The sequence below is a fragment of the Pedobacter terrae genome (assembly GCF_900100705.1).
Classification (GTDB): Bacteria; Bacteroidota; Bacteroidia; order Sphingobacteriales; family Sphingobacteriaceae; genus Pedobacter; species Pedobacter terrae.
On sequence record NZ_FNCH01000010.1, the window covers coordinates 110,642 to 135,392 of the forward strand.

Consider the following 24,751-nt stretch of genomic DNA (forward strand, 5'->3'; position numbering starts at 1 on the left):
TTATCTTAACTTTGCATATGATATTAATCATTGATGACGATATAGCGGTAAGAACTTCACTTTCACTCCTTCTAAAAAGTATTGAAAATGAAATCGTTATCATCGATAATCCGACTCAGGCTTTTGAGGTGGTAAAACTCAAAAGGCCTGAGCTGGTTATTTTAGACCTAAACTTTTCTATCGATACTTCCGGGAAAGAAGGCATGACGCTTCTTCAAAAAATCAGGGCCTTTGATGCCAAGCTACCCATTATCCTGATTACCGGTTGGGCAAGTATTGAACTTGCGGTACAAGGAATGAAACTGGGTGCAAACGATTTTATCAATAAACCATGGAATAATGAATACGTATTACAGTCGGTAGAAACGTTACTGGCATTAAACGGAAAAAAAGTAATTTCAAGAAGCCGAAAAGAAATTGATAAAAAATATAATTTTAAGCAGATTATTGGCGAAGATCCGAGTCTACTGGCCATTCTCGAAACCATTGGCCGTGTAGCATCTACAAATGCCGCAGTTCTGATTACCGGAGAAAGTGGGACGGGAAAAGAATTGATTGCAGAAGCCATACACGAAAACAGCAACCGCATCAGTAAACCTTTTGTAAAAGTAAACCTGGGTGGCATTTCTTCCTCTTTATTTGAGAGTGAAATGTTTGGCCATGTTCGGGGTGCATTTACTGATGCCCGTTTTGACAGAACCGGGCGCTTTGAAATGGCAAATAAAGGTACAATATTTCTAGATGAGATTGGCGATTTGGAAGCTTCGAGCCAGGTAAAACTATTAAGGGTACTACAAGATAGAACTTATGAAGTATTAGGTAGCAGCCGAACTAAAACAGTTGATACGAGGGTAGTTTGCGCCACCAATAAAAACCTGAACGAAATGGTAGCTTCAGGTCTGTTCAGAGAAGATTTACTGTACCGGATCAACTTAATAACCATTCATTTGCCTGCGCTAAGAGAGCGGCCATCAGATATTCCCTTACTTGTAAATTTCTTCATTAACAACATGAAAGTGATTTATAAACGTCCTGATTTATCTATTTCTCCTGCTGCCATGCGATGGTTGCAAAAACTGGCCTTGCCAGGCAACATCAGGCAGTTAAAAAATCTCGTTGAGCGAACGATATTGATCAGCCAGAAAGACGAATTGGGAATTGATGAATTTCAATCTCAATTGAATTTATCGCCTTTGAGAAATGAAAAAGTAAGATTACCAGGCGTTGGCGTGATGACTTTAGACCAGATGGAAGCAGAAATGGTTAAGCAAGCCATGAATTTCCATAAAAACAGGATTACAAAAGCAGCCGCATCTTTGGGTATTACCCGAAATGCACTATACCGCCGATTGGAAAAACATCAAATTCCTTTTAATGAAACTGAAGACTAAATATATATTTTTTTTAGTGTTGCTCCACCTGATCTGTCTGGTGATGAGCTATTTCATTTTTAAAGAAAACAAGCTTGTTTTCTTAATTGCCGAAGTATTTATTATCATTTCGATATTGATTTCGCTGAGTTTATACAAACAGTTAATTGCACCGCTTACCTATTTGAGACAGGGCGTTGCGGCAATAAAGGATAAAGATTTTAATGTTAAATTTTTATCTACCGGCAAAAAAGAAGTAGATGAACTGGTGGATGTTTATAACCGGATGATAGATGAACTTAGAACGGAACGGACTAAACAACAAGAACAGCACTTTTTCCTTGAAAAACTAATTCAGACCTCTCCTACAGGCATTATTATATTAGATTATGATAAGCAAATTAAACAGATCAACCCAAAAGCGACCGAAATTTTAACCGACAACCAACACCTGCTTGAAAACCAAATGCATGAAATAAAAGCAGGCAGCGCTAAAGTAGTACGTGGTAATGGACTGCGTACCTACAAGATACAGAAATCAAGATTTATTGATCGGGGTTTTGAGCGCATTTTCATCATGATGGAAGAGGTAACGGCCGAAATTTTTGCCGCAGAAAAAGAGGTGTACAGTAAAGTGATTCGAATGATGGCACATGAAGTAAATAATACTGTAGGACCGGTAAATTCAATCATCAATACCGCCTTATCGCAACAAAGTCTGTGGCTAAACGAAAAAGACTATTTTTTAAAAAATGCGTTAAAGGTTGCTGTTGACAGGAATCAGAACCTGAATATCTTTATGCGCAACTTTGCAGATTTGGTTAAACTACCAGCGGCAAACAGAAAAAAAATAAACCTGGTTGAGCTGGTAAAATCGGTTACTGAACTGATGTATTTCTCCTCGAATGAAAAAAACATCAAAATTTATTTCGAAGCGAAACAAGAAAGCTATTTTATATCAGCCGATGTTGAACAAATGGAACAGGCACTGATCAATATTGTTAAAAATGCAATTGACGCCATTGAAAGTACTGGAAAAATCACATTAACGCTAGATCGATCTAAGCACTTGCTCATCATTTCAGATACCGGAAAGGGAATTTCTCAACAAGATACAGCGCAGCTATTCAGACCATTTTTCAGCACTAAAAAAGATGGACAGGGAATTGGATTGACCTTAGTACGCGAAATACTGCTGAACCATGGCTTCGAGTTCTCCCTAAAAACAATACAACCCAGGGAAACACAGTTTTCAATTGTATTTACATAGTTCGATGGATCGAGATTACCGAAATAAATATAGTTTACATCCTAAACAGGCAGCGCAGTTTCGCGTTTTGCCTGCGTAATAACGAGCGAACTATTGAGTGTACCAATATTTGCAAGCTGCCCGAATTTGTTGATTAGAAAATCATTATATGCGATCATATTTTTTGCAACAACCTTTAGCATAAAATCAAATCCTCCTGTTGTATGGTAGCATTCCAGTACTTCCTGGAATTTGCTTACCTCCTGCTGAAATAACTTAAAGTTGTGCACTGAATGGTTAGTAAGCTGAACCTGCAAATAGCAGATCATACAATTATCGAATTTATTTGGGTCAATTAATGCCACAATAGCGGAAATAAACCCTAAACGCTCTAAGCGTTTTACACGTTCCTGAATAGGAGATTTTGAAAGATGCAGTATGGCAGCAAGTTCTTTGTAGGTTAGCGTGGCATCTTTTTGCAATAGTGTTAAAATATCTCTATCTGTTTGGTCAGGGCTGTATAATTCCATTATAGTTATTAGTCTATTTATTTTTTAGGCTTAGTTTATAATGAATAGCCAAATATACAAATACTCTTTCTCACAATCATCAGGAATAAATTAAAAAACAATAAAATTTCGATAAAAAGTACAATTAAAACTACAAGCAAAATTAAATTTCGCCAACACTTATTTAACAGGACATTTTCCGTATTTAAGAGACGTATTCGTTTTAATTCTCAGTGCTATAGATATTTGTTTAACGAATGAAGCAACTGCCAAAAGCGGTATGTCGATTTAGTTTAGTTAATGATAATAAGAGCGCCAGCGCGATGCTGGCGCTTTTACTTTTTATAAACGTCTTGCCTAATTATATCTCATAATATCAAAACCTATCAGAAAAGCTGAATCATCCACTTAAAAGGTCAACATGTATTACCGCTGACAACCACATTTGTATTGCTATGCAAGCGGTTTAATGAGCATTAAAATTGGTTAGGCTGGTTACCCTAATTTCGTTAATCACCATTAATACTAAAACTGTCCGCAGTCGCACATCCACTGTTCGAAAATGAACAGATCTGTATAAGCGACAAGCAAAAAAGCCTATTTAAAAGCGACTAAGGGCACATTTTCAAATTGGCACCAGCTTGGCTAAGCAAGTAACATAACAATATTGGTGCAAACTGATTCAGATTAGTAAACACCGTGACTTAAAAAAATTAACATTTAATTTAATAAAAACAGACAATGAAAACCTCAATTAAAACGCTAATCATGGTATTTACCCTAATAACTTTAATGGGTACTCAATCAAAAAATTTAAGGGCCGCAGAAAAAACAAAAACCGGAATTGATAAGATTGCAAATTTTAGAAAGTTAGTAATCACAGGCAATGTAGAAGTGATACTGGTTCAACGACCAACCGTTGGCGTATCTTATGCAGATGATAACATGGGAAATGCGAAAGTTACCCAACAGGGCGAGGTACTTAGTATTACCAACCCCAATAAAGAAAAGTGCAAACTTGTTATTTTTGTTAATGACATTTACCGTATTGAGGCAAATGAAAATGCAGTAGTAAAAACAGAAGCGAAGCTCTCCACCAAATTTCTCCAGATCATCCTCAGAGATCACGCCTTTGCAGACATCAACACCAGTTGTGAAGGATTATATACGGAAATTCTTGGTAGCAGTACACTAAAATTAAAAGGTAATACGAATCATCATGCTTTGGTTATGGGGAAAGCACCTAATTTAACCATGGATAGTTTTGCAGCAGTCCAAACAGATGTTAGACGTGTAGAAATATCCGAAGAGGAAATTGCTGCGTTAGTTCCTTAACTTAAGCAATTTTGTATACGGTCAAAAATCTGATATTAAATTTATTCACATAATGACGTATCAAAACGCCATCATTTTAAAAGAGGTTCTTCGACAAGTTCCCATTATCAGAATCTAGTTGTCCCGATCGACATCCGATAGTTTATCGGATCTCGCGCATGCGGGAATCCTAAGACGCTAACATTAAGATTATCTTCGATGATCGCCGTGGTTCCCGTCCGATAGCCATCAATCAAGTTGGGAATGACGATCTCTTGAGGGATATCACCTGATAAAAATTTATCTGTCAATCATATTGATTTAAATTCAACTTAAAAATTCGATAAAAAAAGCAGTTCTTTTCAGAACTGCTTTCAAATTTTAATATTGGAAAACGCTGTTAGCTTTGCTCGATTTCCTTCAAACTGTTCATTTTTTTATAGGCTAAGAACCCTTTTATATCTTCAAAGTGCTCACGAACCCTTTTATTGCCGAATTCAAATACTTTTTGTACCAATCCATCTAAGAAATCACGATCGTGTGATACCAAAATCAATGTACCATCGAAATCTTTCAGTGCATCCTTAATAATGTCTTTGGTTTTCATATCCAAATGGTTGGTAGGCTCATCGAGGATTAATACGTTTACAGGTTCTAACAACAATTTAATCATAGCTAAACGTGTTTTCTCGCCGCCAGAAAGCACTTTAACCTTTTTGGTCGTATCATCCCCACTAAACATAAAGGCACCTAAAAGATCTTTGATTTTTATGGAGCCGTCACTTAACGGAATCTGATCAATGGTTTCGAATACCGTAAGGTTCTCATCAAGCAAAGCAGCCTGATTTTGTGCAAAGTACCCTATTTTAGCATTATGACCAACCTTTAAACTCCCTTCAAAATCGATCTCACCCATAATAGCTTTAATCATCGTCGATTTACCTTCGCCGTTTTTACCAACAAAAGCCACTTTTTCTCCCCGCTCGATGACCATAGATGCTTTTTCGAAAACAACATGATCGCCATAAGTTTTAGTAAGCTCTTCTACCATGACCGGATACTGACCTGAACGTGGTGAGGGCGGAAACTTTAACCTTAATGCCGATGTATCCACTTCATCAATTTCGATTACTTCCAGCTTCTCGAGCATTTTTACACGCGATTGCACCTGTAAGGTTTTAGAATAGGTTCCCCTAAAACGATCAATAAATTCCTGGTTATCGGCAATAAAACGTTGTTGTTCTTCGTAAGCCTTTAATTGGTGGATACGACGGTCAGCACGCAGCTGCAGGTAATGGGTATATTTAGCTTTATAATCATAAATTCTACCCATGGTTACCTCAATGGTACGATTGGTGATATTATCAACAAAAGTACGGTCGTGTGAGATGACCATTACAGCCTTTGCAGAATTGATCAGAAAATCTTCCAGCCATTGAATACTTTCGATATCCATGTGGTTAGTAGGCTCATCCAGTAAAATCAGATCGGGTTTCTTTAATAAAATTTTGGCCAACTCAATTCGCATACGCCATCCACCCGAAAACTCTGAAGTTTGACGGGTAAAGTCTTTGCGTTCGAAACCCAAACCTTTTAGCACTTTTTCTACTTCTGCATCGTAATTGATTTCTTCAATCGAGTAAAATTTTTCACTCAGTTCCGATACACGCTCAATAAGCTTCATGTAATCATCGCTCTCGTAATCGGTACGGATAGTCAGCTGTTCGTTCAGCTCATCAAGCTCTTTTTGCATCTGATTTACCTCTGCAAAAGCTTTCATGGTTTCCTCAAAAACAGTTACATGATCTTGAGTGAGTAAATGCTGTGGCAAATAGGCAATTACAGCTTCTTTCGGACCTGTTACGCTACCAGAGGTAGGCTTGGCTACGTCAGCAATTATTTTTAGTATGGTCGACTTGCCTGCGCCATTTTTACCCATAAGGGCGATTTTATCGTTCTCATTAATCGAAAAGGTTACATCGCTAAAAAGGGTAGTTCCGCCAAATGAAACGGAGATATTATTTACATTAATCACGAAGTGGGAATATTAAGTTGGTGGCAAAGATAAAGGATAGCAGTTAAATTTTAGTTAGAATAAACTACATAAAGAATAGCAGTACGTCGCACTTCATTTTTGATTTGACATTTGAAACAAAAAATGACCTTCTCAACAAAGCAAATTGACATGCTTAACAAAATCTGCCTATAGTTATCCACCTAAATTTGTCCTATACATTTAATTAAATCAATAATGGAAAATAATAATTATCAAGGCGCATTACAGCAGCCACTGGCTTCAGGTTTTAGCGCAACCACAACAGTAACAGAAGTGATAGCAGGGATTGACCTTAAAGGAAAAATTGCCATTGTAACCGGTGGTAATGCTGGTATTGGTCTGGAAACCACAAAAACACTGGCCGCAGCGGGAGCAACCGTGATTGTACCAGCCAGGGATATTGAAAAAGCAAGAAAAAACCTGGAAGGTGTTTCAAACGTAGAAATAGAGGCAATGGACCTTGCAAAACCCGAAACCATTGATGCATTTGCTGAAAAATTCCTGGCAACACGCAGACCGCTGCATATTTTAATCAATAATGCAGGAATCATGTGGGTGCCTTTGCAAAGGGATAGCCGTGGATTTGAAGCTCAGCTGTCAACAAATTACTTTGGACAGTTCCAACTGGTGGCCAAACTATGGCCAGCACTTAAGAATGCAAATGGCGCACGTGTTGTCAATGTTTCCTCGCTAGGGCATCACATGGCAGCTTTTAATTTCGATGATCCTAATTTCGAACACAGGGAATATCAAACGCTGCTTGGATATGGACAGTCGAAAACAGCCAGTAACCTTTTTGCGCTGGAATTGGATCAACGTGCAAAGGCACATCAGGTAAGGGCCTATTCGCTACATCCTGGATCGATTGCCGGAACAGAACTAGCCAGAGATGCTGACATAGAATTGTTTAAACAAATGGGCTTTTTTGATGAAAGCGGAAACATGCGTCCGGAAATATTAGCCGGCCTTAAAACTATCCCGCAGGGTGCTGCAACTTCGGTATGGGCGGCTACCAGCCCATTGCTTAATCAGATTGGCGGCGTTTATTGTGAAGATGCCAATATTGCTGAACTGCTATCAGACGATCCTTCCCTTCAAACCCAGGCTAAATTACATCAATGTGGTGTAATGGATTATTCGCTGGATGAAAGTAATGCTAAAAAGCTATGGGCATTAACCGAGAAAATGACAGGTATTGAATTTAAATTATAAGCCTGAAAAACTTAGCCGGAAATGTCTCCCTAAATACAGGTGGCAACAGTGGTATTGACTATGCCGCAGCCAAACAGCCCAAAGAAGACAGTGCACACAGATAATCATCACAGAGAAAGAAAGAAGTTTGTTTTGCAGGTTTATTGCAGACCAATCCAATTTAACAGCTATCTGGTGGCGGCCAGTGCATATAATGGAAATGACACAAAAACCATAACTTTATCACAATGGAACATATATCTAAATACCTTACTAAGGAAATTAAACTTTCCTGTTATGAAGATAAGCTGTTTAAATCTGACCTGATGTTCGACGACCACATGCTGGTATGGTTCATTTCAGGAGAAACCAAAATCATTCAGGCGGAGTCTACTTTCATTTTTAAAACGGGTGATATTTTCCTGATTCCAAGAAACGAACTGGCAACCATCATTAACTACCCGAAAAATCGCTTACCGCATAAAACTGTGGTGATGCACCTATCGACCGAGCGATTGAAAAAGTTCTATGAAAAAACCGAGCAGAAAAAGAATATAGAGCCGCAGCAGAAAATTTATCATTTTAACAATCATCCTTTATTGGAAAGCTGCCTGGCTTCGTTGATTCCCTATTTTGATGTGAAGGGTGAATTCCCGGAGAATCTGGCTACCCTTAAAATTGAAGAGGCCATAAATATCCTGCGATTGATCGACCCTACTATAGACAGTGTCCTGGCCAATTTTGATGTTCCCGGTAAAATTGACCTGATCGATTTTATGCAGCGCAATTTCATGTTCAATATGTCATTGGAAAAACTAGGCTACCTAACCGGCCGAAGTTTATCAACATTCAACAGGGATTTTAAAAAGCTGTTTCATACCACACCTCAAAAATGGCTAACGGATAAAAGATTGGAACTGGCCTATTATCATTTAGCAGAGAGAAAGAAAAAACCGACAGAGATTTATCTCGAAGTCGGTTTTGAAGACCTTTCCCACTTTTCCTTTGTCTTTAAAAAGAAATACGGTGTCTCTCCAAATCAAATTTCAATCAATAAGTAAAAACAAATGGTATGCTCAATTATAACCCTAAACTATATTGGTAAAGTAAACCTGAAACCACTTGCATTGAATATACATCACCAGGTGTTTAATTTCAGCTGCTAATGAACATCAATCGCCTTTATCAGAAATAACTGCCTGTAGTTTGGAGCGTAGAATGAAAAACCATTGGGTGAATGATAAAAAGCAGGATGATAAAGTTCAGCGGAAGATCCAGCTTCCCAAACCTGGTATAAATGTGGTTTGTATCCATTGTGCTTCTCTTTCTCTACCACCAGTTCAGGAACCATAAACTCAAAATTCCTGCCTGCAATACCGGTTTCAAAAAATCCCTGCCCGCGCCAGTTATAAGTACTAAATCCACCATTCCCACCGCCAATGATGTGGTAATATTTCATTTTTTCCTGAGGATAAAAATACAAGAGTTTAACATTCTCAGGTATTTCAAAACTTACTTTTCCACTGCGAAAAACATCTTTACGAAACCTATTGCTACTTTCCTCATCCGGTACATTCGTATAACCCTGCATTTTTTGCCATAACAACTGCCATTTTTGATCAGTATAAAAATAGGCTTGTCTGTACCAAACGCCGTCATTTGCAACAGAACTGAAAAACCAATATTTAGCGCTTGCTTTTATTTTACTAATCATGGCTTCCACTTTTTCATCCGACCAGCTCGAATCAGCATTCAGCTCAACCACTTTATGCCTGGTGGTGTCACCATTAAGCGGCCAGGTATTATAATATGCATTGTTGTCACTGGTATAAACCATAAAGCCATCTATGAATTGTGTCCAATAACTATTACCAGCCGCATAAATAGAGTCAGTAATTGATCCTGTTTTATCTATTTTATAATAACGGTTATCATACTTTGTATCTTCATCAACCGTTGCGTCGCAATCTATAATCAGTTGATCATTTACTGATGTAAAAATACGAATGGGATTAGGAGAAGCCGCGCTTGAAACCACTACCTGGGCAACCAGACTTACCTCAAAAACATTTGATCTGTAATGCTCATTGATTTCTTGAAAAGCAGCATATTTGGAAGCTAAAGGTTTACTATTTCGTCCTACAATTAATTTATCAATTGGATAAAAAATATAGATTCCCAGAGCAACAATTAAAATTATACAGATCCATATCCACATTTTTTTCATCTCTTTAATACTTATTCATGTAGTGCATGCTTTCCAAAAAGTTTCATTTTGATTTTTCCCGTCTGAAAATTAACAGCAATATCATTTCCCAACTTTCTATTAATCCGAAATCTACTAAAAATACGCCATTTTAAAAAAAAGCAGCTCTTTTTAGAACTGCTTTTGGTCTTCCTTCTTATTTTCCCAATTGGATGGGCAGGTGCAAAGCTTTTTTTCATAGCAAAACTAAGAATCATTTAACCTACATTTAGGTTATTCGTATTTAGTTCGAAATTAAATCTAAAACAATCAACCGTTTTTATGTTGTTGGTAAAGCACCACCGTCTACAGCATAATTTGTTCCGGTGATATACCTGGCTTCAGCAGAAACCAAAAAAGCCACCAGGCTGGCAATTTCATCAGGCTCGGCCATTCTGCCTAAAGGAACCCCAACTTTGTCCATAACAACTTTAAAAGCATCATCAACCGTAATATTTGAAGAATTTGCGATATTCTCTATGAAATCCATCATTAACGGCGTTTTTACAACCCCAGGAGAAACGACATTGACACGTATTCCTTTTGAGCCCAGTTCATTTGCCAACGCTTTGCTATACGCGTTCAACGCGGCTTTTGCTGAGGAATATGACATGGTCATCTCCCAGATTGGCAATTTTGCGGCTCCGGTAGATATATTAATGATTACACCACTATTTTGTTTGATCATTGCAGGTAATAATAACTTATTAATTCGCACTACCGATAAAAAGTTCAATTGCCAGTCATTATACCAGTGTTCATCTGTAAGTGCATCAAAACCACCGCCCGGACTTAAATTGGCACCTGCATTATTAACAATAATATCTATTTTGCCATATTTTGTAAGAATTTCTTTAGCAATAACTGCAGCACTTTGTGGCTGGGTAAGGTCTGCTGCGATAAAGTAATGTTCATTTAAGTTTTCTTCTGGTGCTGTTCGTGCAGTTACTACCACCTGAGCACCTTTGCTGCTGAGTTTATCGGCAATAGCTTTACCAATGCCTTTCGTTCCGCCGGTTACCAAAGCAACCTGCCCTTTTAATATTGTTTCCATATGATTTATTTTAAATGAGTTGTAAAGTAAATTACAATACTTTACTTTTGAAAGTAGGAACACCTATGTATAGTAATACCATAAAGTAAAGCTTAACTCCAGATCAGATACTTATGAACGAAAAAAAAAATAAAAAAAACGAAGAACGCTGCGCACTTCAGGAAATTTTAGCCATAATAGGTGGAAAATGGTCAATGTCAATTATATATGCATTGTTTCATGGTAAGAAGCGTTTTAGCGAATTAGAGCGGATGATACCTAAAATTAACACCCGGATGTTGGTAAAGGAATTGAAGAATATGGAGGCAACGGAATTGTTACCAGAACCGTTTTTGCAACTGTGCCGCCAACAGTAGAATATGTATTAACTTTAAAAGGGGAAAGATTAGAACCTTCTATCAGCGAACTTTATAAATGGGGCCTTGAGTATGTAAATTGAGGTTGAGGTTAAAAAACGTATTGAGCTAAATGATGAAAATTTACTCCAAGATTTTATTTCCATGCAGCAGCAAATATTAGAAAACCACGTAAGTCAAAATCAACTACATCAGATCGATAATCGGGCATATAACGCAAGCTAAGCACAATACCAAAACATCCATCGGTATATTAATCAAAAATATCCAATGCCACGATAGTTTAACCAATCATATAACCTCCAACAAGCGGACCCAAAAACTGGCCCATGAGTGCAGGTATAATTGCAAAATCAGAAACCACTTACCGGCATAAATACCGCAAGTGTTAATACATAACCGATAATGGCATTTTGCATGTTTAATGAAGTATTGATGAAGATCCTTTGCAATTGCCGGCAGCGATGTTTTGAGTATGGTCGAATCGAGCATCTGCATAAAAATAGCAGTAGCCAATATCATTGGCAGGAAACGTCTCGTAGCCTCTATATTTCTGGGGGTAAATGTTGTGGCATAGCTAAATTTATCTGTTTTGATGATATAACGTTCGGTATTTTTAAGCTTCCAGATTTATCTTGCCCAGGCACTATATTAAATGGTTGTATTTATAACATCTCACATACAAATTTGCTTGTTTAAATCTTAAACTTCACTACAGATATGTCAGACAGATGAATGGATGATTCGTCTAAAAGTCAGGTTTACCCTTGGCCCAATATGTTGGGAGGTCTTGGCAATCCGGTGTTCCCATTTGGCCTGCAGATCCCCTTTCATGACTAAAAGAGATCCATGTTCCAGCCTGACGGCATATTTCTCCCGGTGATTTTCTTTTTTCCTAATATCAAAACTACGTACCGCACCAAAAGAAACGGAGGCGATAACCGGGTGCGATCCCATTACGGTTTCCTTATCGCTATGCCAGGCCACCGAATCATTACCGTTACGATAATAATTAAGCAGTACACTGTTAAAGGTAATTCCAGAAATGGGCTCTACCAATCTTTTAAGTTCTAAAAGTGATGTTGTCCACTCCATCGGCGGGGATTTGCCAAGGGCTCCATAGTCAATGCCCGCAACATCTCCATACCAGGCGGTAAGCCTTGGTGTAAGTACTTCCCTATCGTACATCTTCACGAGCCTTTGCTGCCAGGGAGTGTTTTGAACAAGTTTTGTAAGCAACAGGTCGCTTTGATCCTGATCGATAAAACCTGCATGGTATTCGAGCACATCCTGTGGTAGTCCCGCAGATTGCCCGCTAGGAGCAAAAAAACTCAATTGTTCCATTACCTGTTTACCTCTTCCCATCCAAATGATTCTTTTTTATAAACCAGAGGCTTTGCACGTAATGAGAAATCATCTGAAAAATCATGGTTGAATACCTGGAAATTTACGGCCCACTCATCTTTGAGCAGCCCAGGGACAAACCTGGAGAATATTCGCTGAAAGCTTTTAAAGCTAATCCCCTCTTTACAGATGATCATATAAGCTGTATCAGATCTTAACACCACCTTTTCGACCAGATTTGGCCAGCGCGAACAGATCTCCTTCGGAAGGCAATTAAAATACTGTGCATCAATATGCTTTGTTATACCGATTAGTAGATCTTCGTTCAATTCGTCACCGCTTTGTTGCCTCCAGGTGCCTTGCCATTTTTCCATACAGCCAATCAGTTCACCATCCAGCACAATCTTCCAAGGCTCTCCAGCTCCAAAGCAGATCAGCTGATAAACTGCTGATATTCCATTTTCACCCTCAAAAAAATATTCCAACTCCGTCATAAAAACGATTCTTTTTTATCTTTCAAAGATCAAATATAATTATTTTTACTAAATAAATTAGTATTTATTAACATTTATTATGACTTAAAACCAGTTCATGACACATTTAAAACCATTATCAATTATTTTTGTTAACAATTCATAATACTAATATTTTTAGTATTAATTTTACCTTAAGGTGTTTGTATTATTTTATCATTCACCAGGAAAAAAGTGGATATGGCTATAGTTAAAAAGGAGATCATTAGCAAACTTCAGGAACAGATCCTGAATCTTCAGGGCTTTAAGCGTGAAAGGAATGCTGATGCGATAGACTTTGGACTGGGCATAATTTCTACGGCTTTCCCGGGCAATGTATTTCCATTGGCTGCCCTTCATGAATTTTTAGCCACAAACCTGGAAGATGCTGCTGCGAGTGGGGGTTTTATCTCGGCACTTCTTTCTGCCCTGATGAAAAAAGGTGGCCTTTGCCTTTGGATTAGTACCCAACGAAAAATCTTTCCCGCTTCGCTCATCACTTTTGGCTTGTCGCCCGAACGCATCATTTTTATTGACCTACAAAGTGAAAGAGATGTTTTATGGGCCAGTGAGGAGGCCCTAAAGTGCGAAAGCCTGGCTGCAGTGGTTACAGAACTGGATGAAATCAGTTTTGCGCAAAGCAGGAGACTTCAACTGGTGATTGAAAAAAGCAGGGTTACCGCTTTTGTGATCCGAAAAAATGCTGAAAAGCTCAGTTCTACCCTGGCGGCCTCCAGGTGGCGCATATCAGCTATGCCGAGTGCAGCCATTGATGGACTACCCGGACTAGGTTTCGCCAGGTGGCACGTTGAGCTGCTTAAAGTTAAAAACGGCATACCGGGCAACTGGATGATCGAATATGCATCAGGAGCTTTCAGACCGGTAACCCAGGTACCTTTTGATGGTTTGAAAATCAGGAGGGCGGTGTAATGCAGAAAAGATACATGTCCATATGGTTTTCTACGCTGCTCACCGACTGGATCCGCATTAAGTGCCCACGATTAAAAGATCTGCCGCTTGTTTTTTCAGATAAGGCCGGTAACCGAATGGTTATTACCGCTGCCAGTAAAGAAGCTACTTTGCTCGGTATCCATTTAGGAATGCCGCTGGCTGATGCCAGGGCGATTGCTCCTGATTTGGAAGTTATTGAAAACCAATGCCACAAATCCAAAAAACTATTAGAAGCGCTTGGCAGGTGGTGTATCCGTTACACACCATTGGTGGCTGTGGAGGAAGATCAGGGCCTGATTTTGGATATCAGTGGCTGTTCCCATCTATGGGGCGGCGAAAGCGCATATCTGCGCGAAATCGTTAACCGCCTACGTGGGCTTGGCTATGCCGCCAGGGCTGCTATTTCAGATACCATGGGCACCTCCTGGGCCATATCTCGTTATGGAAAGGTTTCTCCCATTATTAAAAGTGGTGAAGAGCTAACAGCACTTCTGCCTTTACCTCCAATGGCGCTCCGCATTTCGATCATAGCCAGTCAAAAATTGATCAAGCTTGGACTGAAGACCATTGGCAGTTTTATTTCCATGCCCCGATCGGTACTGCGCAGACGGATCGGAGAAGACAGTATGGAAAGAATTGAGCAGGTATTAGGGCAAAAGGAAGATTATTTTTCACCGATTACGATCCCCGAAGTTTATAGCGAAAGATTGGCCAGTATGGAGCCGATCAGAACCCGGAAAGGGATTGAAATCGCCATAGAAAAACTGTTGTCTAACCTTTGTGCCAGCTTGCAAAGGGATGGAATGGGCATACGTTCGGCCCTGTTACAAAGCTACCGGATAGACGGCCGGGTAATTAAAACCCAAATAGGCACCAATAGTCCTAGTATCAATACGAGCCATCTTTTCAAGCTGTTTTCACTCCAGATCGATAATATCGAGCCCAAAATGGGTATTGAGCTTTTCACCATGGATGCGGTTAGGTTTGATCAGCTGGATCCGGGTCAGGAAGCTTTATGGATGACAGAGAAAAGTATGGGCAACCAAAAGGTCATTGAACTTTTGGATAGGCTGGCTGGAAAACTGGGTGCCCAGGTTATTCAGCGCTATTTACCACAGCCTCATCACTGGCCGGAACGATCCATTAAAAAAGTGGATTCCATTACTGAACCTCTTTCTTTACCCTGGCGTACCGACCGCTTACGCCCGGTACAGTTACTCAAAGTACCAGAGCCTGTTCAGGTTACGGCACCTATCCCGGATTATCCGCCAATGCTGTTTCGCTATCAGGGCGTTACCCATCAGGTGAAAAAGGCAGACGGGCCGGAGCGCATTGAACGCGAATGGTGGCTGGAAAAAGGCGAACATCGCGATTACTATCAACTGGAAGATGCAGATGGAAAACGCTACTGGCTTTTCAGGTCGGGGGCATTATAGTTCAGAGAAAGCCTCCCAATGGTTTATACACGGTTTTTTTGCTTAATAAAATGGAATATATAGAACTTCAGGTAACCAGTAATTTTAGTTTTCTCAGGGGGGCTTCACACCCGGAAGAACTGATCGACCAGGCGGCAGCCATGGGTTACCGCAAGCTCGCCATCACCGATCGCAACACCCTGGCAGGAATTGTGCGTGCACATGTAGCAGCCAGAAACCACGCTATCAAGTTGATTCCAGCCTGCAGGCTTGATATACTGGATGGCCCGTCGTTATTGGCTTACCCAACAGACAAGGCGGCCTATTGTCGTCTTTCTGCCCTGCTGAGCCTAGGCAATAGCCGGGCAGAAAAAGGCAGCTGCCACCTTTATCAGGCTGATGTGTTTGAACATTGTGAGGGAATAAAGTTTATCGTAATTCCTCCAGATGAAATGAATTCAATGTTCGATTATCAGGAGAACTTTAAAGCTCAACTGGCAGATTTCAGAAAAAAACTGGCTAATAACCTGTTCTTAGCGGCAACAATGGGTTATACCGGAGATGACCACAAAAGACTGTTCAGGCTAAACCAGTTATCGCAGGTGCTGGATATTCCACTCATTGCCACTAACGATGTACATTACCATCATCCTGATCGGCGCGAACTGCAGGATATACTAACCTGTACCCGCGAAAAATGCACAGTTCAGAACGCCGGATTGCTGCTCCACCAGAATGCAGAGCGGCATTTAAAAGACCAGGCAGAAATGGCCAGGCTCTTCCGGCAGTATCCGCAGGCGATAGCCAACAGTGTATTACTGGCAGAGTGCTGCCATTTTTCACTCGACAGCCTGGAATATGTTTATCCGGAAGAAACTACGACCGATGGAAGATCCCCGCAGGAGGAGCTCATCTATCTTTCGTGGAAAGGCGCCAGGGAGATGTTCGGGGAAGAAATTCCGGAAAAAATTGCGGCCAACATTCGGTATGAGCTTAAATTCATGGAGGAAATGAACTATGCCTCCTATTTTCTTACCGTATATGATATCGTCAGGTTTGCCCGTTCAAAAGGCATATTATGTCAGGGCCGTGGGTCTGCGGCCAATTCTACTGTTTGTTACTGCCTGGGCATTACTTCGGTCAACCCCACCAAGTTCGACCTTCTTTTTGAGCGCTTTATCTCTTCAGCAAGAAATGAACCGCCGGATATTGATGTGGATTTTGAGCATGAACGCAGGGAAGAGGTGATCCAGTATATTTATCAGAAATACGGCCGCGACCGGGCGGCCATAGTGGCCACCGTAACCCAGCAGCATCAAAAAGGTGCGATACGCGATGTGGGTAAGGCCATGGGACTTTCAGCAGATACCGTAGCTAAGCTATCTGGGGCAATATGGGAATTTACCGATGAGTGGTTTGAAGAGGCGCGGATACTGGAAGCCGGACTTAACCCCAAAGATCCGCTTTTAAAAAAGGTATTGCAGCTCACCGGGCAAATGATGGGCTTTCCACGCCAACTCGGCCAGCATACGGGTGGATTTGTGATTACACAAGGAAAACTGACCGACCTCTGCCCCATTATTAATGCGCGTATGGCAGAGCGTACCAATATAGAATGGAACAAAGACGACATTGATGCGTTGGGTTTTTTGAAGATCGATGTGCTTGGGCTAGGCATGCTCACCTGCATCCGCAAAGGATTTGATCTGGCTAAAAAGCATTACAATCTTGATTTAACCCTGGCCAATATTAACGAAAAGGAAGATCCTAAGGTATATGAGATGATCAGCAATGCAGATACGATTGGTGTTTTTCAGATCGAAAGCCGGGCACAGCAGTCTATGCTGCCACGTTTACGCCCCAAGTGTTTTTATGACCTGGTAATCGAGGTGGCCATTGTACGCCCGGGACCCATTCAGGGAGATATGGTACATCCCTATTTGAGAAGAAGGAATAAGGAAGAGGCTGTTGAATACCCCTCACCAGAACTGGAAGAAATATTAAAAAGAACGGAGGGTGTGCCTTTGTTCCAGGAGCAGGCGATGAAAATTGCCATAGTAGCGGCAGGTTTTTCCCCGGCCGAGGCAGATGCTTTAAGGCGCAGCATGGCCACTTTCAAGTTTAAGGGCCTGGTCAACCAGTTTGAAAAAAAACTCGTCGACGGGATGCTGGAACGCGGCTATAGTGAGGATTTTGCCAAACGCATCTTCAAACAGCTGGAAGGTTTTGGAAGTTACGGTTTCCCAGAGAGCCATGCTGCGAGCTTTGCGCTTTTGGTATATGTATCCTGCTGGCTGAAATGTTTTTATCCTGATGTTTTTGCGGCGGCACTGCTCAACAGTATGCCCATGGGGTTTTACCAACCGGCACAGATTGTGATTGATGCCAGGAACCACGGTGTGGAGGTTCGTGCGATAGATGTTAATTATTCGGCCTGGGACAATCTATTAGAGGAAAAAAGTGGAGAATACCATGCCATTCGCCTGGGCTTTCGCCAGATTAAGGGGATTGCCACAGAAGAAATGGAATTGCTGATTAAAGGAAGAACTTCCTCTTATAGCAGAATACATGAAATTATGGATGCCGGAGTATCACAGCATACGCTGGAAATACTGGCTGATGCAGATGCCTTCCGTTCGCTGGGAGTAGACAGGCGACAGGCACTTTGGGAGGTTTCGGCACTGGCAGACCGCCCTGTTGGTTTATTCGAAAAACAAACCTCTGAAAGTGAAAAAGAGCCACAGTTATCACTGCCACTGATGCGTAGCGCTGAGCATGTAGTACAGGATTATGCCACTACAGCACTATCTCTCAAAGCACATCCCCTGAGTTTTGTACGTGAAAAGCTGAATTTGCTAAATATCTTTTCTACCAAAGAAACCGCAGCATCCTGGGATGGAAGGTTGGTAAAAGTTGCCGGGCTTGTACTGGTACGCCAGCGGCCTGGAACTGCTGGTGGAGTCTGTTTTATCACTGTGGAAGACGAAACAGGCGTAGCTAACCTGGTTGTTTTCCAACATCTTTTTGAAAAATACCGAAAGGAAATCCTGGGCGCCAGGCTTCTGATGGTTGAAGGAAAACTGCAGCGTGAGGGTGAGGTGGTACACGTCATCGTTAAACGCTGTTTCGATCTAACGAAGCTGTTGAAAGGGCTAACTGATGCAGGACAGGAAGAACTCCCTTTGCTAACACTTTCAAGGTCGGATGAACGCGCCCCTTTTCCAGCCGAAAACAAACGTACACAGAAAAGAGAGCAGGCAGATGGAACAGTTTTCCCTCCGGCCAGGAATTTTAAATAGTTTCCGTTTTGATAGCCTTAAAGGAAAATCTTCGTCAGGGTTTAACTGCCGCCATGCGAAGATTTTGTTAAAAAAGGTTTTCAGTTCTACCCCACCTAAAAGCCTAAAATTACACCTGATATTTTTTGATTTTAATGTAATTTTGATGATGTTTAATAAATCGTTTTACTAATATCTTTAAAACTTTATTCGATCCATCATTAATAATACATTCAGAAGCGGGAACGAATCCCTTATCTTTTTCAAAAAATATTAAGTTTGCCTCCTCTACGGAAATTTCAAATATGAAAAAATACCTTTACAGTTTAATACTTTCGGTTTTACTGGTTACCATATGTAGTAATCTTGCAGATGCACAGATGGGAAAACAACCTGTAGATTATGTTAACCCATACATCGGAAACATCAGCCATTTACTGGTTCCAACCTACCCCACCGTTCATCTGCCTAATAGCATGCTCCGGGTTTATCCTGAACGTGATAATTTTACGTCCAACACCATAAATGGCTTACCAATAGTGGTTACCAGCCACAGGGGCAGTTCAGCTTTTAACCTGAGTCCTTTCCAGGGCGATTTAAAAAACGCCAAAAGTACCGTTCCTTACGGATATGACAATGAAGTAATCAAACCTTATTATTATGCGGTAGATCTGGATGATTATGGCATTAATGTACAGTTTGCCCCTTCGCACCAGTCTGGAATTTACGCGATAAATTTTACAGATACCAATCGTCCCGCCTACCTTATCCTGAATACAGGAGACGGATCACTGCAAGTAAACGGAAATGTGGTGAGCGGATTTCAAAAACTCGGCAATAACACCAAAGTTTACATTTACCTCGAAACTGATTTACAACCAAGTGCCTCTGGTACACATCAGGATGATGGAATAAATGTTAAAATGCAAAGTACCTCTGGCCGAAATGCTTATCTGATTTTAAAATATGCTGCAAAAATCAAACAGGTAAAAGCACGTTATGGGGTATCATTTATCAGTATAGAACAAGCCAAAAAAAACCTGCAACGCGAAATCAGGGATTATAATCTCGAACAGGTAGCACAGACCGGAAAAAATATCTGGAATGCTGCACTTGGAAAGATTATGGTACAGGGTACAGATGAAACGGCAAAAACGATTTTTTATACCTCGCTTTACCGGACTTACGAACGCATGATCAGTTTATCAGAAGATGGAAAATATTTCAGCGCATTTGATGGAAAAGTGCACAGCGACAATGGCGTACCGTTTTTTACTGATGACTGGATCTGGGATACTTACAGAGCCACACATCCGCTGCGCGTAATTATTGAGCCAAAAATGGAGGGTGATATGATTAATTCCTATCTGCGCATGGCAGAACAAATGGACGATCACTGGATGCCAACTTTCCCTGAAGTTACGGGAGACAGCCGCAGAATGAACAGCAACCATGGTGTAGCCACTATCATTGATGCTTATAACAAAGGACTAAAAACCTTTAATCTGGATGAGGCTTACCGATACTGTAAGGCAGGCATTACCGAAAAAACCCTGTCGCCATGGTCGTCTAAAAAAGCGGGGGTACTGGATCAGTTTTTTAAAGACAATGGCTATTTCCCGGCTTTACGTGCAGGTGAAAAAGAGACCGCGCCAGAAGTACATGGCTTTGAAAAACGTCAACCCATAGCGGTAACCCTGGGCACAGTTTATGACGAATGGTGTTTGGGAAATATCGCCCAACAGCTGGGTAAAACTGATGAGGCAAATTACTTTCTGGATAAAAGCAAAAGCTACCATACCGTATTCAATCCGGATACCCGTTTTTTCCACCCAAAGGATGCCAATGGCAAATTTATCGAAAACCTGGATTACCGCTTTTCGGGCGGACTTGGCGCACGCGAAACTTATGATGAAAACAATGGCTGGCTTTACAGATGGGATGTTTTGCATAATATCGGCGATCTGGTAAACATGATCGGCGGCAAACAGACTTTTGTTGACGAACTTGAAAAAATGTACAATACCCCACTTGGCAAAAGCAGATTTGATTTTTATCACCAGTTGCCAGACCATACGGGCAACGTCGGACAGTTTTCGATGGGCAATGAGCCTGCCATGCATATCCCCTATTTATATAACTATGCAGGCCAGCCCTGGCGCACACAAAAAAGAGTACGCAGTTTATTAACGCAGTGGTTCCGCAACGATCTAATGGGCATTCCCGGCGATGAAGACGGCGGCGGTTTAACTTCCTTTGTCGTTTTTTCTCAAATGGGGTTTTATCCCATTACACCCGGGCTTCCGATGTATGTAATTGGCAGTCCGACATTTGCCAACGTAAAAATCGATATCGGAAAGGGCAAAAAATTTGAAGTGGCCTGCTTAAATTATGCTCCGGAAAACAAATACATCCAATCGGCAAAATTAAACGGCATACCATGGAACAAATCCTGGTTTAGCCATGCAGATCTGATGAAAGGTGGTAAACTGGAACTGGTGATGGGAAAACGCCCAAATAAATTATGGGCTGCTGACGACAGCGCTATTCCTCCATCATTTAAAATGCCTGCGAAATAGAAGATTAAGGGCCTTAAAGCCAGATAAAAATAGCAAATCAATGTCTCGCGAGGAAATAATTAAGATAACCTGGGGACAAGCCCCAGGATTATCGCAATGTGCGCCAACCAGCCCTATGAGAGGGGGCTGAGTAGTACCAAATACAGCACACAAAACTTTACTTTTCCAAAAGAGCGAAAGTACACCATAAGTATGGAGACTGTCCGTGCATATCGCCTATGCTCCTCGGGCGATCGTAATAATACTGTTTATCATTTTTCTTGTTTGTACCTACACATACTTCAGTAACATCACCCTTCTCATTGATATAAGGTACCAATGCCAACCAGGCTTTACGGGCCACAGCTGCATATTCCTGTTTATCCAGCCAACCCTGTTTCACTCCGCTAATCAGCGCATAGGTAAACATGGCTGATCCTGATGTTTCGGCCCAACAATCTGGCTCATCAATCAACTGGTTCCACATACCACCTGGCCTTTGGTAATCTTTCAAACTTTTCATCATTGTTTTATAACCTTTCAGGATCCGCGGGCGGTCCTTGTTGTCTTTCGGTAGTAAACGCAACAACTCTGTCATGCCTGCGGCCATCCAGCCATTGCCACGCCCCCAGTAAAACGGCACATCGGGTGCATGGTAGAAAAGGCCGTTAGGGCGTTGTAATTCATCCAGATAAAGTACCATTTCACGAGCAGCACGATCGATGTATTTCCGGTTGCCGGTGGCTTTATAGGCCTGAGCCTGCACGATGGTAATCATATACATATCATCGATCCATAGGCGGGTTTGCCAGGAAAACCCTTTGTCTGCCCATTCTTTCTGCTTTTGATCAGCATTTTGCGGAAGCGTCCACTGCGTATCTGCATAGGGTATGCCGAGGTCAAAATAACGCTTGTCTTTAGTGATCAGATAGAGTTCTAAAGGCAGGCTGCCAAACATATTTAAATCAACGTGGTTCATAACCGGTAAAAGCTGTTTTTCCTGCGAAGTGAGTTTCTCAAACCTTTCTTCCAAAAGAGATAAGAGCTTGGTGTCCTTTGTTAATCTGGCATATCGAAGCGCCCCTGTCCAATTAAAGGTTTCGGGATAGCTGATCCATTTACCAGCATGGAGCATATGTTTTCTATCAGGAAAGCGGTACGCTAAGCGTTTTCCCACTTCCTCTGGTCCAAATCCTTCCGGAAAATCCTTTAATAGATTGTGCTGGGCAAACAGGAATTTACTGGTAATTAAGAGTAAAAATAAGGCAATTGATTTTCTACACATATACGTTTATATTTTGGTCATCATTTTTTTTAGTGGAAAATTTTTTCTTTTAAAAAAATATAATCAGCTATTACGTTCAGCATGGTCTGATAATAAATATTTTTTTTTGGTCCAGCGTCGCCAAAGCATATCGCATGGCCTGCGCCTCCTTCAATTTCAGAAAAAACGAATTTAAAATCAGGTGAATAAAGCCAGGAATACAGTGTGGCATCGAAATGAACAATGTGGCATTCGATACTGTAAGCCCTGGTTGGTAAACTGAAAAATTCAAGGCAATAGGCTACTTTCAATTCTACAATGCCATAACCGAACAGATCAACCAGGACTTGTATTTTTTCAACCGCTTTTTCCATTTTTTTTAGCTTCACGTTTTGCAGGTAAGCCTATTATTAATAGCCAGGATTCTGTTCCAGTCTTGCCCCATTGTTGCGCTCAATTTCTGAAGCAGGAACAGGCCACAGGTTATAAGTGGTAAGTACATCGTTATAATAAGGATTACATTTCTTTACACGATCGTAAACCAGACCGAGCCTCATCAGGGTGATCCTTCTTTTCTCTTCCGATCCCAGCTCACGCATCCGTTCATCTAAAATATAATCAATGTTTACATTGGCAGGCAATACGGGAGATGCATTTGACCTGGCGCGTACCACATTAATATCAGCCGCAGCTTTATCAGGCTGGCTTAAACCTAAATAGGCTTCGGCCCTGAGCAGGTAGGTTTCTGCCAACCTGAACATATACTGATCAGCATAGGTTCCACCTGCACTCGCTTTAAGCAGCAGCTGCGATTTATCCTGAAACATCCCGTCAGGATGATCGCCGGGGGTGGTTACTTTTGATTGAAAAGCATAAAAATCTCTTCGCGGTACTGTAATCCCCGCTGGCGGGTTGATAGTGGATATGGTTTGCCCAAAGCGTGGATGTGCCGGATTAGTTACCTTAAATTCGCGCACAAAGTTGAATGGTGCATTTCTAAAGTCGTTGTTAAAATCGCTCTGCCAGATCACGTCCGAAAAATATCTGGTGGGTATTGCCCAACCGATTCCTCTACCACCGCTATAATCGCTAATGGGGTATAAAAATGGCTGAATACTACTTCCGGCAAGCCTGAAAGTGAGAAACTGTGGGGCAAAATGCCTTTCCATCTGGTAAGAGCCGCCAATACCTGTAGAAACGGTCCCACCGCCGGGTACATCGGTTTCAAACTGGATTACCCAAAGGCTTTCCCTGTTGGTTCCGTTTTTTCGGTTTTGGTTACCGCGCTGAAAAAGATCCCAATACACATTTTTTGTAGCGTCTGAAGCTTTCACCCCGAACCTGGTCGTCATCAGGCCAACATTGGGGTTACTGATTACGGTAGAAGCTGCATCTACCGCATTTTGAAACTGCCCGGCCGCCAGGTAAACTTCTGACAGGAGATGGTAAGCCGCAAGATTGTTGATTTCCCCATCCTGTACCAGGTTGATGGCAGGCAAATTCGATGAAGCAAATTTAAGGTCGCTGATGGCCTGCTCCAATACCGCGGCTTTAGGTGCACGTACATAATCTGTTTTAGGAGATACCACCTCAGTGGTATTTAAAGGTACACCACCGTACAAATAAGCGAGGGTACGGAAAGCCAAGCCCCTGAAAAATTTCGCTTTGGCTTCCATTATGTTTTTGTCTGCAGGAGACAAAGCCGAAGCAGGAATACGATCGATAATGGTGTTAGACTCCGCAACAATCTTGTAAAGGGATGTCCAATGAATCAAAGGAATTTCGGTACTCAATGGCGAATAAGCTGCAACCATATTGGTATGCCTTGTTATAGACGGCTGACCATCAAAAACAAGATCACAGCCAAAAACATAATCGAAAGGCCGTTGCTCACCACTGTTATAAAACTCGCTTCTTACCCGACTATATAAATTGTTCACGGCAGCATCAAAATCCTTAACATTATTGTAGGCATTTGAGGTACTTAGAAAATCCAGCGGTTCTTCGTCCAAAAAAGATTTTTTGCAAGAGAAAAACGTTATGATGAGGGCAGCAGCTATAATTGTAAAAGTTATCTTTTTCATC

Annotated in this window: 18 protein-coding genes and 1 pseudogene; 10 read left to right on the forward strand and 9 right to left on the reverse strand. The window is 41.2% G+C overall.

Annotated features, from left to right (window positions below):
* Window positions 1–17: 17 nt before the first annotated feature.
* Window positions 18–1,391, forward strand: a complete 1,374-nt coding sequence (locus tag BLR60_RS14000) for a sigma-54-dependent transcriptional regulator (RefSeq protein WP_090500884.1) — start codon at window positions 18–20, stop codon at window positions 1,389–1,391.
* Entirely contained in the window at window positions 1,375–2,640 is a 1,266-nt protein-coding gene (locus tag BLR60_RS14005) for a sensor histidine kinase (RefSeq protein WP_090500997.1), read from the forward strand. Before BLR60_RS14000 ends, BLR60_RS14005 begins: the two co-directional genes overlap by 17 nt.
* A gap of 41 nt (window positions 2,641–2,681) precedes the next feature.
* Here BLR60_RS14005 and BLR60_RS14010 read toward each other — a convergent pair whose 3' ends face one another.
* On the reverse strand, window positions 2,682–3,149 hold the full coding sequence (locus tag BLR60_RS14010; protein ID WP_090500886.1) for an Lrp/AsnC family transcriptional regulator: 468 nt from the start codon (window positions 3,147–3,149) through the stop codon (window positions 2,682–2,684).
* Between the two features lie 747 nt (window positions 3,150–3,896).
* Between BLR60_RS14010 and BLR60_RS14015 the strand changes: the two genes are divergently transcribed.
* Complete coding sequence (locus BLR60_RS14015) at window positions 3,897–4,463, forward strand: GIN domain-containing protein (protein ID WP_143009088.1); 567 nt, start codon at window positions 3,897–3,899, stop codon at window positions 4,461–4,463.
* A gap of 379 nt (window positions 4,464–4,842) precedes the next feature.
* Here the strand turns inward: BLR60_RS14015 and abc-f are convergent, their stop codons facing one another.
* Entirely contained in the window at window positions 4,843–6,477 is a 1,635-nt protein-coding gene (abc-f, locus tag BLR60_RS14020; protein WP_090500890.1) for a ribosomal protection-like ABC-F family protein, read from the reverse strand.
* A 216-nt stretch (window positions 6,478–6,693) separates the two neighbouring features.
* Between abc-f and BLR60_RS14025 the strand changes: the two genes are divergently transcribed.
* Both BLR60_RS14025 and BLR60_RS14030 read left to right on the forward strand, forming a co-directional pair.
* A complete protein-coding gene (locus tag BLR60_RS14025) occupies window positions 6,694–7,710 on the forward strand; it encodes an SDR family NAD(P)-dependent oxidoreductase (protein ID WP_090500892.1) in 1,017 nt (338 codons plus the stop codon).
* Window positions 7,711–7,937: 227 nt separating this feature from the next.
* Window positions 7,938–8,750 carry a helix-turn-helix domain-containing protein gene (locus BLR60_RS14030; protein ID WP_090500894.1) on the forward strand — a complete coding sequence of 271 codons (813 nt, stop codon included), beginning with the start codon at window positions 7,938–7,940 and terminating at the stop codon, window positions 8,748–8,750.
* Between the two features lie 101 nt (window positions 8,751–8,851).
* Here the strand turns inward: BLR60_RS14030 and BLR60_RS14035 are convergent, their stop codons facing one another.
* Both BLR60_RS14035 and BLR60_RS14045 read right to left on the reverse strand, forming a co-directional pair.
* Window positions 8,852–9,916, reverse strand: a complete 1,065-nt coding sequence (locus BLR60_RS14035; protein WP_090500896.1) for a hypothetical protein — start codon at window positions 9,914–9,916, stop codon at window positions 8,852–8,854.
* A gap of 298 nt (window positions 9,917–10,214) precedes the next feature.
* Window positions 10,215–10,988 carry an SDR family oxidoreductase gene (locus BLR60_RS14045; protein ID WP_090500901.1) on the reverse strand — a complete coding sequence of 258 codons (774 nt, stop codon included), beginning with the start codon at window positions 10,986–10,988 and terminating at the stop codon, window positions 10,215–10,217.
* Between the two features lie 194 nt (window positions 10,989–11,182).
* On the opposite strand from BLR60_RS14045, the pseudogene BLR60_RS14050 reads away from it, so the two are divergent.
* A pseudogene (locus tag BLR60_RS14050) lies at window positions 11,183–11,427 on the forward strand (winged helix-turn-helix transcriptional regulator).
* 640 nt (window positions 11,428–12,067) lie between these two features.
* Here BLR60_RS14050 and BLR60_RS14060 read toward each other — a convergent pair.
* Complete coding sequence (locus BLR60_RS14060; protein WP_244155661.1) at window positions 12,068–12,709, reverse strand: alpha-ketoglutarate-dependent dioxygenase AlkB family protein; 642 nt, start codon at window positions 12,707–12,709, stop codon at window positions 12,068–12,070.
* Window positions 12,688–13,182 (reverse strand): hypothetical protein, encoded by a 495-nt coding sequence (locus tag BLR60_RS14065; protein WP_090500903.1) that lies wholly within the window; start codon window positions 13,180–13,182, stop codon window positions 12,688–12,690. Before BLR60_RS14065 ends, BLR60_RS14060 begins: the two co-directional genes overlap by 22 nt.
* Before the next feature lie 219 nt (window positions 13,183–13,401).
* Here BLR60_RS14065 and BLR60_RS14070 point away from each other — a divergent pair, with 219 nt between their 5' ends.
* The 4 genes from BLR60_RS14070 (at window position 13,402) to BLR60_RS14085 (ending at window position 21,423) form a co-directional block, all read left to right on the forward strand.
* The gene (locus tag BLR60_RS14070) at window positions 13,402–14,130 is read left to right on the forward strand and encodes an ImuA family protein (protein ID WP_090500905.1); all 729 of its coding nucleotides are present in this window, start codon (window positions 13,402–13,404) and stop codon (window positions 14,128–14,130) included.
* The gene (locus BLR60_RS14075) at window positions 14,130–15,587 is read left to right on the forward strand and encodes a Y-family DNA polymerase (protein ID WP_244155662.1); all 1,458 of its coding nucleotides are present in this window, start codon (window positions 14,130–14,132) and stop codon (window positions 15,585–15,587) included. The genes BLR60_RS14070 and BLR60_RS14075 overlap by 1 nt, the downstream gene beginning before the upstream one ends.
* Window positions 15,588–15,637: 50 nt before the next feature.
* Window positions 15,638–18,865: an error-prone DNA polymerase gene (locus tag BLR60_RS14080; protein ID WP_090500907.1), complete on the forward strand. Its 3,228-nt coding sequence runs from the start codon at window positions 15,638–15,640 to the stop codon at window positions 18,863–18,865.
* A 284-nt stretch (window positions 18,866–19,149) separates the two neighbouring features.
* Window positions 19,150–21,423, forward strand: a complete 2,274-nt coding sequence (locus BLR60_RS14085) for a GH92 family glycosyl hydrolase (protein ID WP_090500909.1) — start codon at window positions 19,150–19,152, stop codon at window positions 21,421–21,423.
* Window positions 21,424–21,580: 157 nt separating this feature from the next.
* Here the strand turns inward: BLR60_RS14085 and BLR60_RS14090 are convergent, their stop codons facing one another.
* From BLR60_RS14090 to BLR60_RS14100, 3 genes are read right to left on the reverse strand one after another with little or no spacing between them, the layout of a single operon-like run.
* Window positions 21,581–22,687, reverse strand: a complete 1,107-nt coding sequence (locus tag BLR60_RS14090) for a glycoside hydrolase family 88/105 protein (protein ID WP_090500911.1) — start codon at window positions 22,685–22,687, stop codon at window positions 21,581–21,583.
* A gap of 29 nt (window positions 22,688–22,716) precedes the next feature.
* Window positions 22,717–23,040, reverse strand: a complete 324-nt coding sequence (locus tag BLR60_RS14095) for a hypothetical protein (protein WP_090500913.1) — start codon at window positions 23,038–23,040, stop codon at window positions 22,717–22,719.
* Between the two features lie 36 nt (window positions 23,041–23,076).
* Complete coding sequence (locus BLR60_RS14100; protein ID WP_090501000.1) at window positions 23,077–24,750, reverse strand: RagB/SusD family nutrient uptake outer membrane protein; 1,674 nt, start codon at window positions 24,748–24,750, stop codon at window positions 23,077–23,079.
* Window position 24,751: the final 1 nt, after the last annotated feature.

What these genes read in the sequence shown, in the direction of transcription:
- BLR60_RS14000 (WP_090500884.1), top strand. Translation starts at nt 18, where the DNA reads ATGATATTAATCATTGATGACGATATAGCGGTAAGAACTTCACTTTCA.
- BLR60_RS14005 (WP_090500997.1), top strand. Translation starts at nt 1,375, where the DNA reads ATGAAACTGAAGACTAAATATATATTTTTTTTAGTGTTGCTCCACCTG.
- BLR60_RS14010 (WP_090500886.1), bottom strand. Translation starts at nt 3,149, where the DNA reads ATGGAATTATACAGCCCTGACCAAACAGATAGAGATATTTTAACACTA.
- BLR60_RS14015 (WP_143009088.1), top strand. Translation starts at nt 3,897, where the DNA reads ATGGTATTTACCCTAATAACTTTAATGGGTACTCAATCAAAAAATTTA.
- BLR60_RS14025 (WP_090500892.1), top strand. Translation starts at nt 6,694, where the DNA reads ATGGAAAATAATAATTATCAAGGCGCATTACAGCAGCCACTGGCTTCA.
- BLR60_RS14030 (WP_090500894.1), top strand. Translation starts at nt 7,938, where the DNA reads ATGGAACATATATCTAAATACCTTACTAAGGAAATTAAACTTTCCTGT.
- BLR60_RS14035 (WP_090500896.1), bottom strand. Translation starts at nt 9,916, where the DNA reads ATGAAAAAAATGTGGATATGGATCTGTATAATTTTAATTGTTGCTCTG.
- BLR60_RS14045 (WP_090500901.1), bottom strand. Translation starts at nt 10,988, where the DNA reads ATGGAAACAATATTAAAAGGGCAGGTTGCTTTGGTAACCGGCGGAACG.
- BLR60_RS14060 (WP_244155661.1), bottom strand. Translation starts at nt 12,709, where the DNA reads ATGGGAAGAGGTAAACAGGTAATGGAACAATTGAGTTTTTTTGCTCCT.
- BLR60_RS14065 (WP_090500903.1), bottom strand. Translation starts at nt 13,182, where the DNA reads ATGACGGAGTTGGAATATTTTTTTGAGGGTGAAAATGGAATATCAGCA.
- BLR60_RS14070 (WP_090500905.1), top strand. Translation starts at nt 13,402, where the DNA reads ATGGCTATAGTTAAAAAGGAGATCATTAGCAAACTTCAGGAACAGATC.
- BLR60_RS14075 (WP_244155662.1), top strand. Translation starts at nt 14,130, where the DNA reads ATGCAGAAAAGATACATGTCCATATGGTTTTCTACGCTGCTCACCGAC.
- BLR60_RS14080 (WP_090500907.1), top strand. Translation starts at nt 15,638, where the DNA reads ATGGAATATATAGAACTTCAGGTAACCAGTAATTTTAGTTTTCTCAGG.
- BLR60_RS14085 (WP_090500909.1), top strand. Translation starts at nt 19,150, where the DNA reads ATGAAAAAATACCTTTACAGTTTAATACTTTCGGTTTTACTGGTTACC.
- BLR60_RS14090 (WP_090500911.1), bottom strand. Translation starts at nt 22,687, where the DNA reads ATGTGTAGAAAATCAATTGCCTTATTTTTACTCTTAATTACCAGTAAA.
- BLR60_RS14095 (WP_090500913.1), bottom strand. Translation starts at nt 23,040, where the DNA reads ATGGAAAAAGCGGTTGAAAAAATACAAGTCCTGGTTGATCTGTTCGGT.
- BLR60_RS14100 (WP_090501000.1), bottom strand. Translation starts at nt 24,750, where the DNA reads ATGAAAAAGATAACTTTTACAATTATAGCTGCTGCCCTCATCATAACG.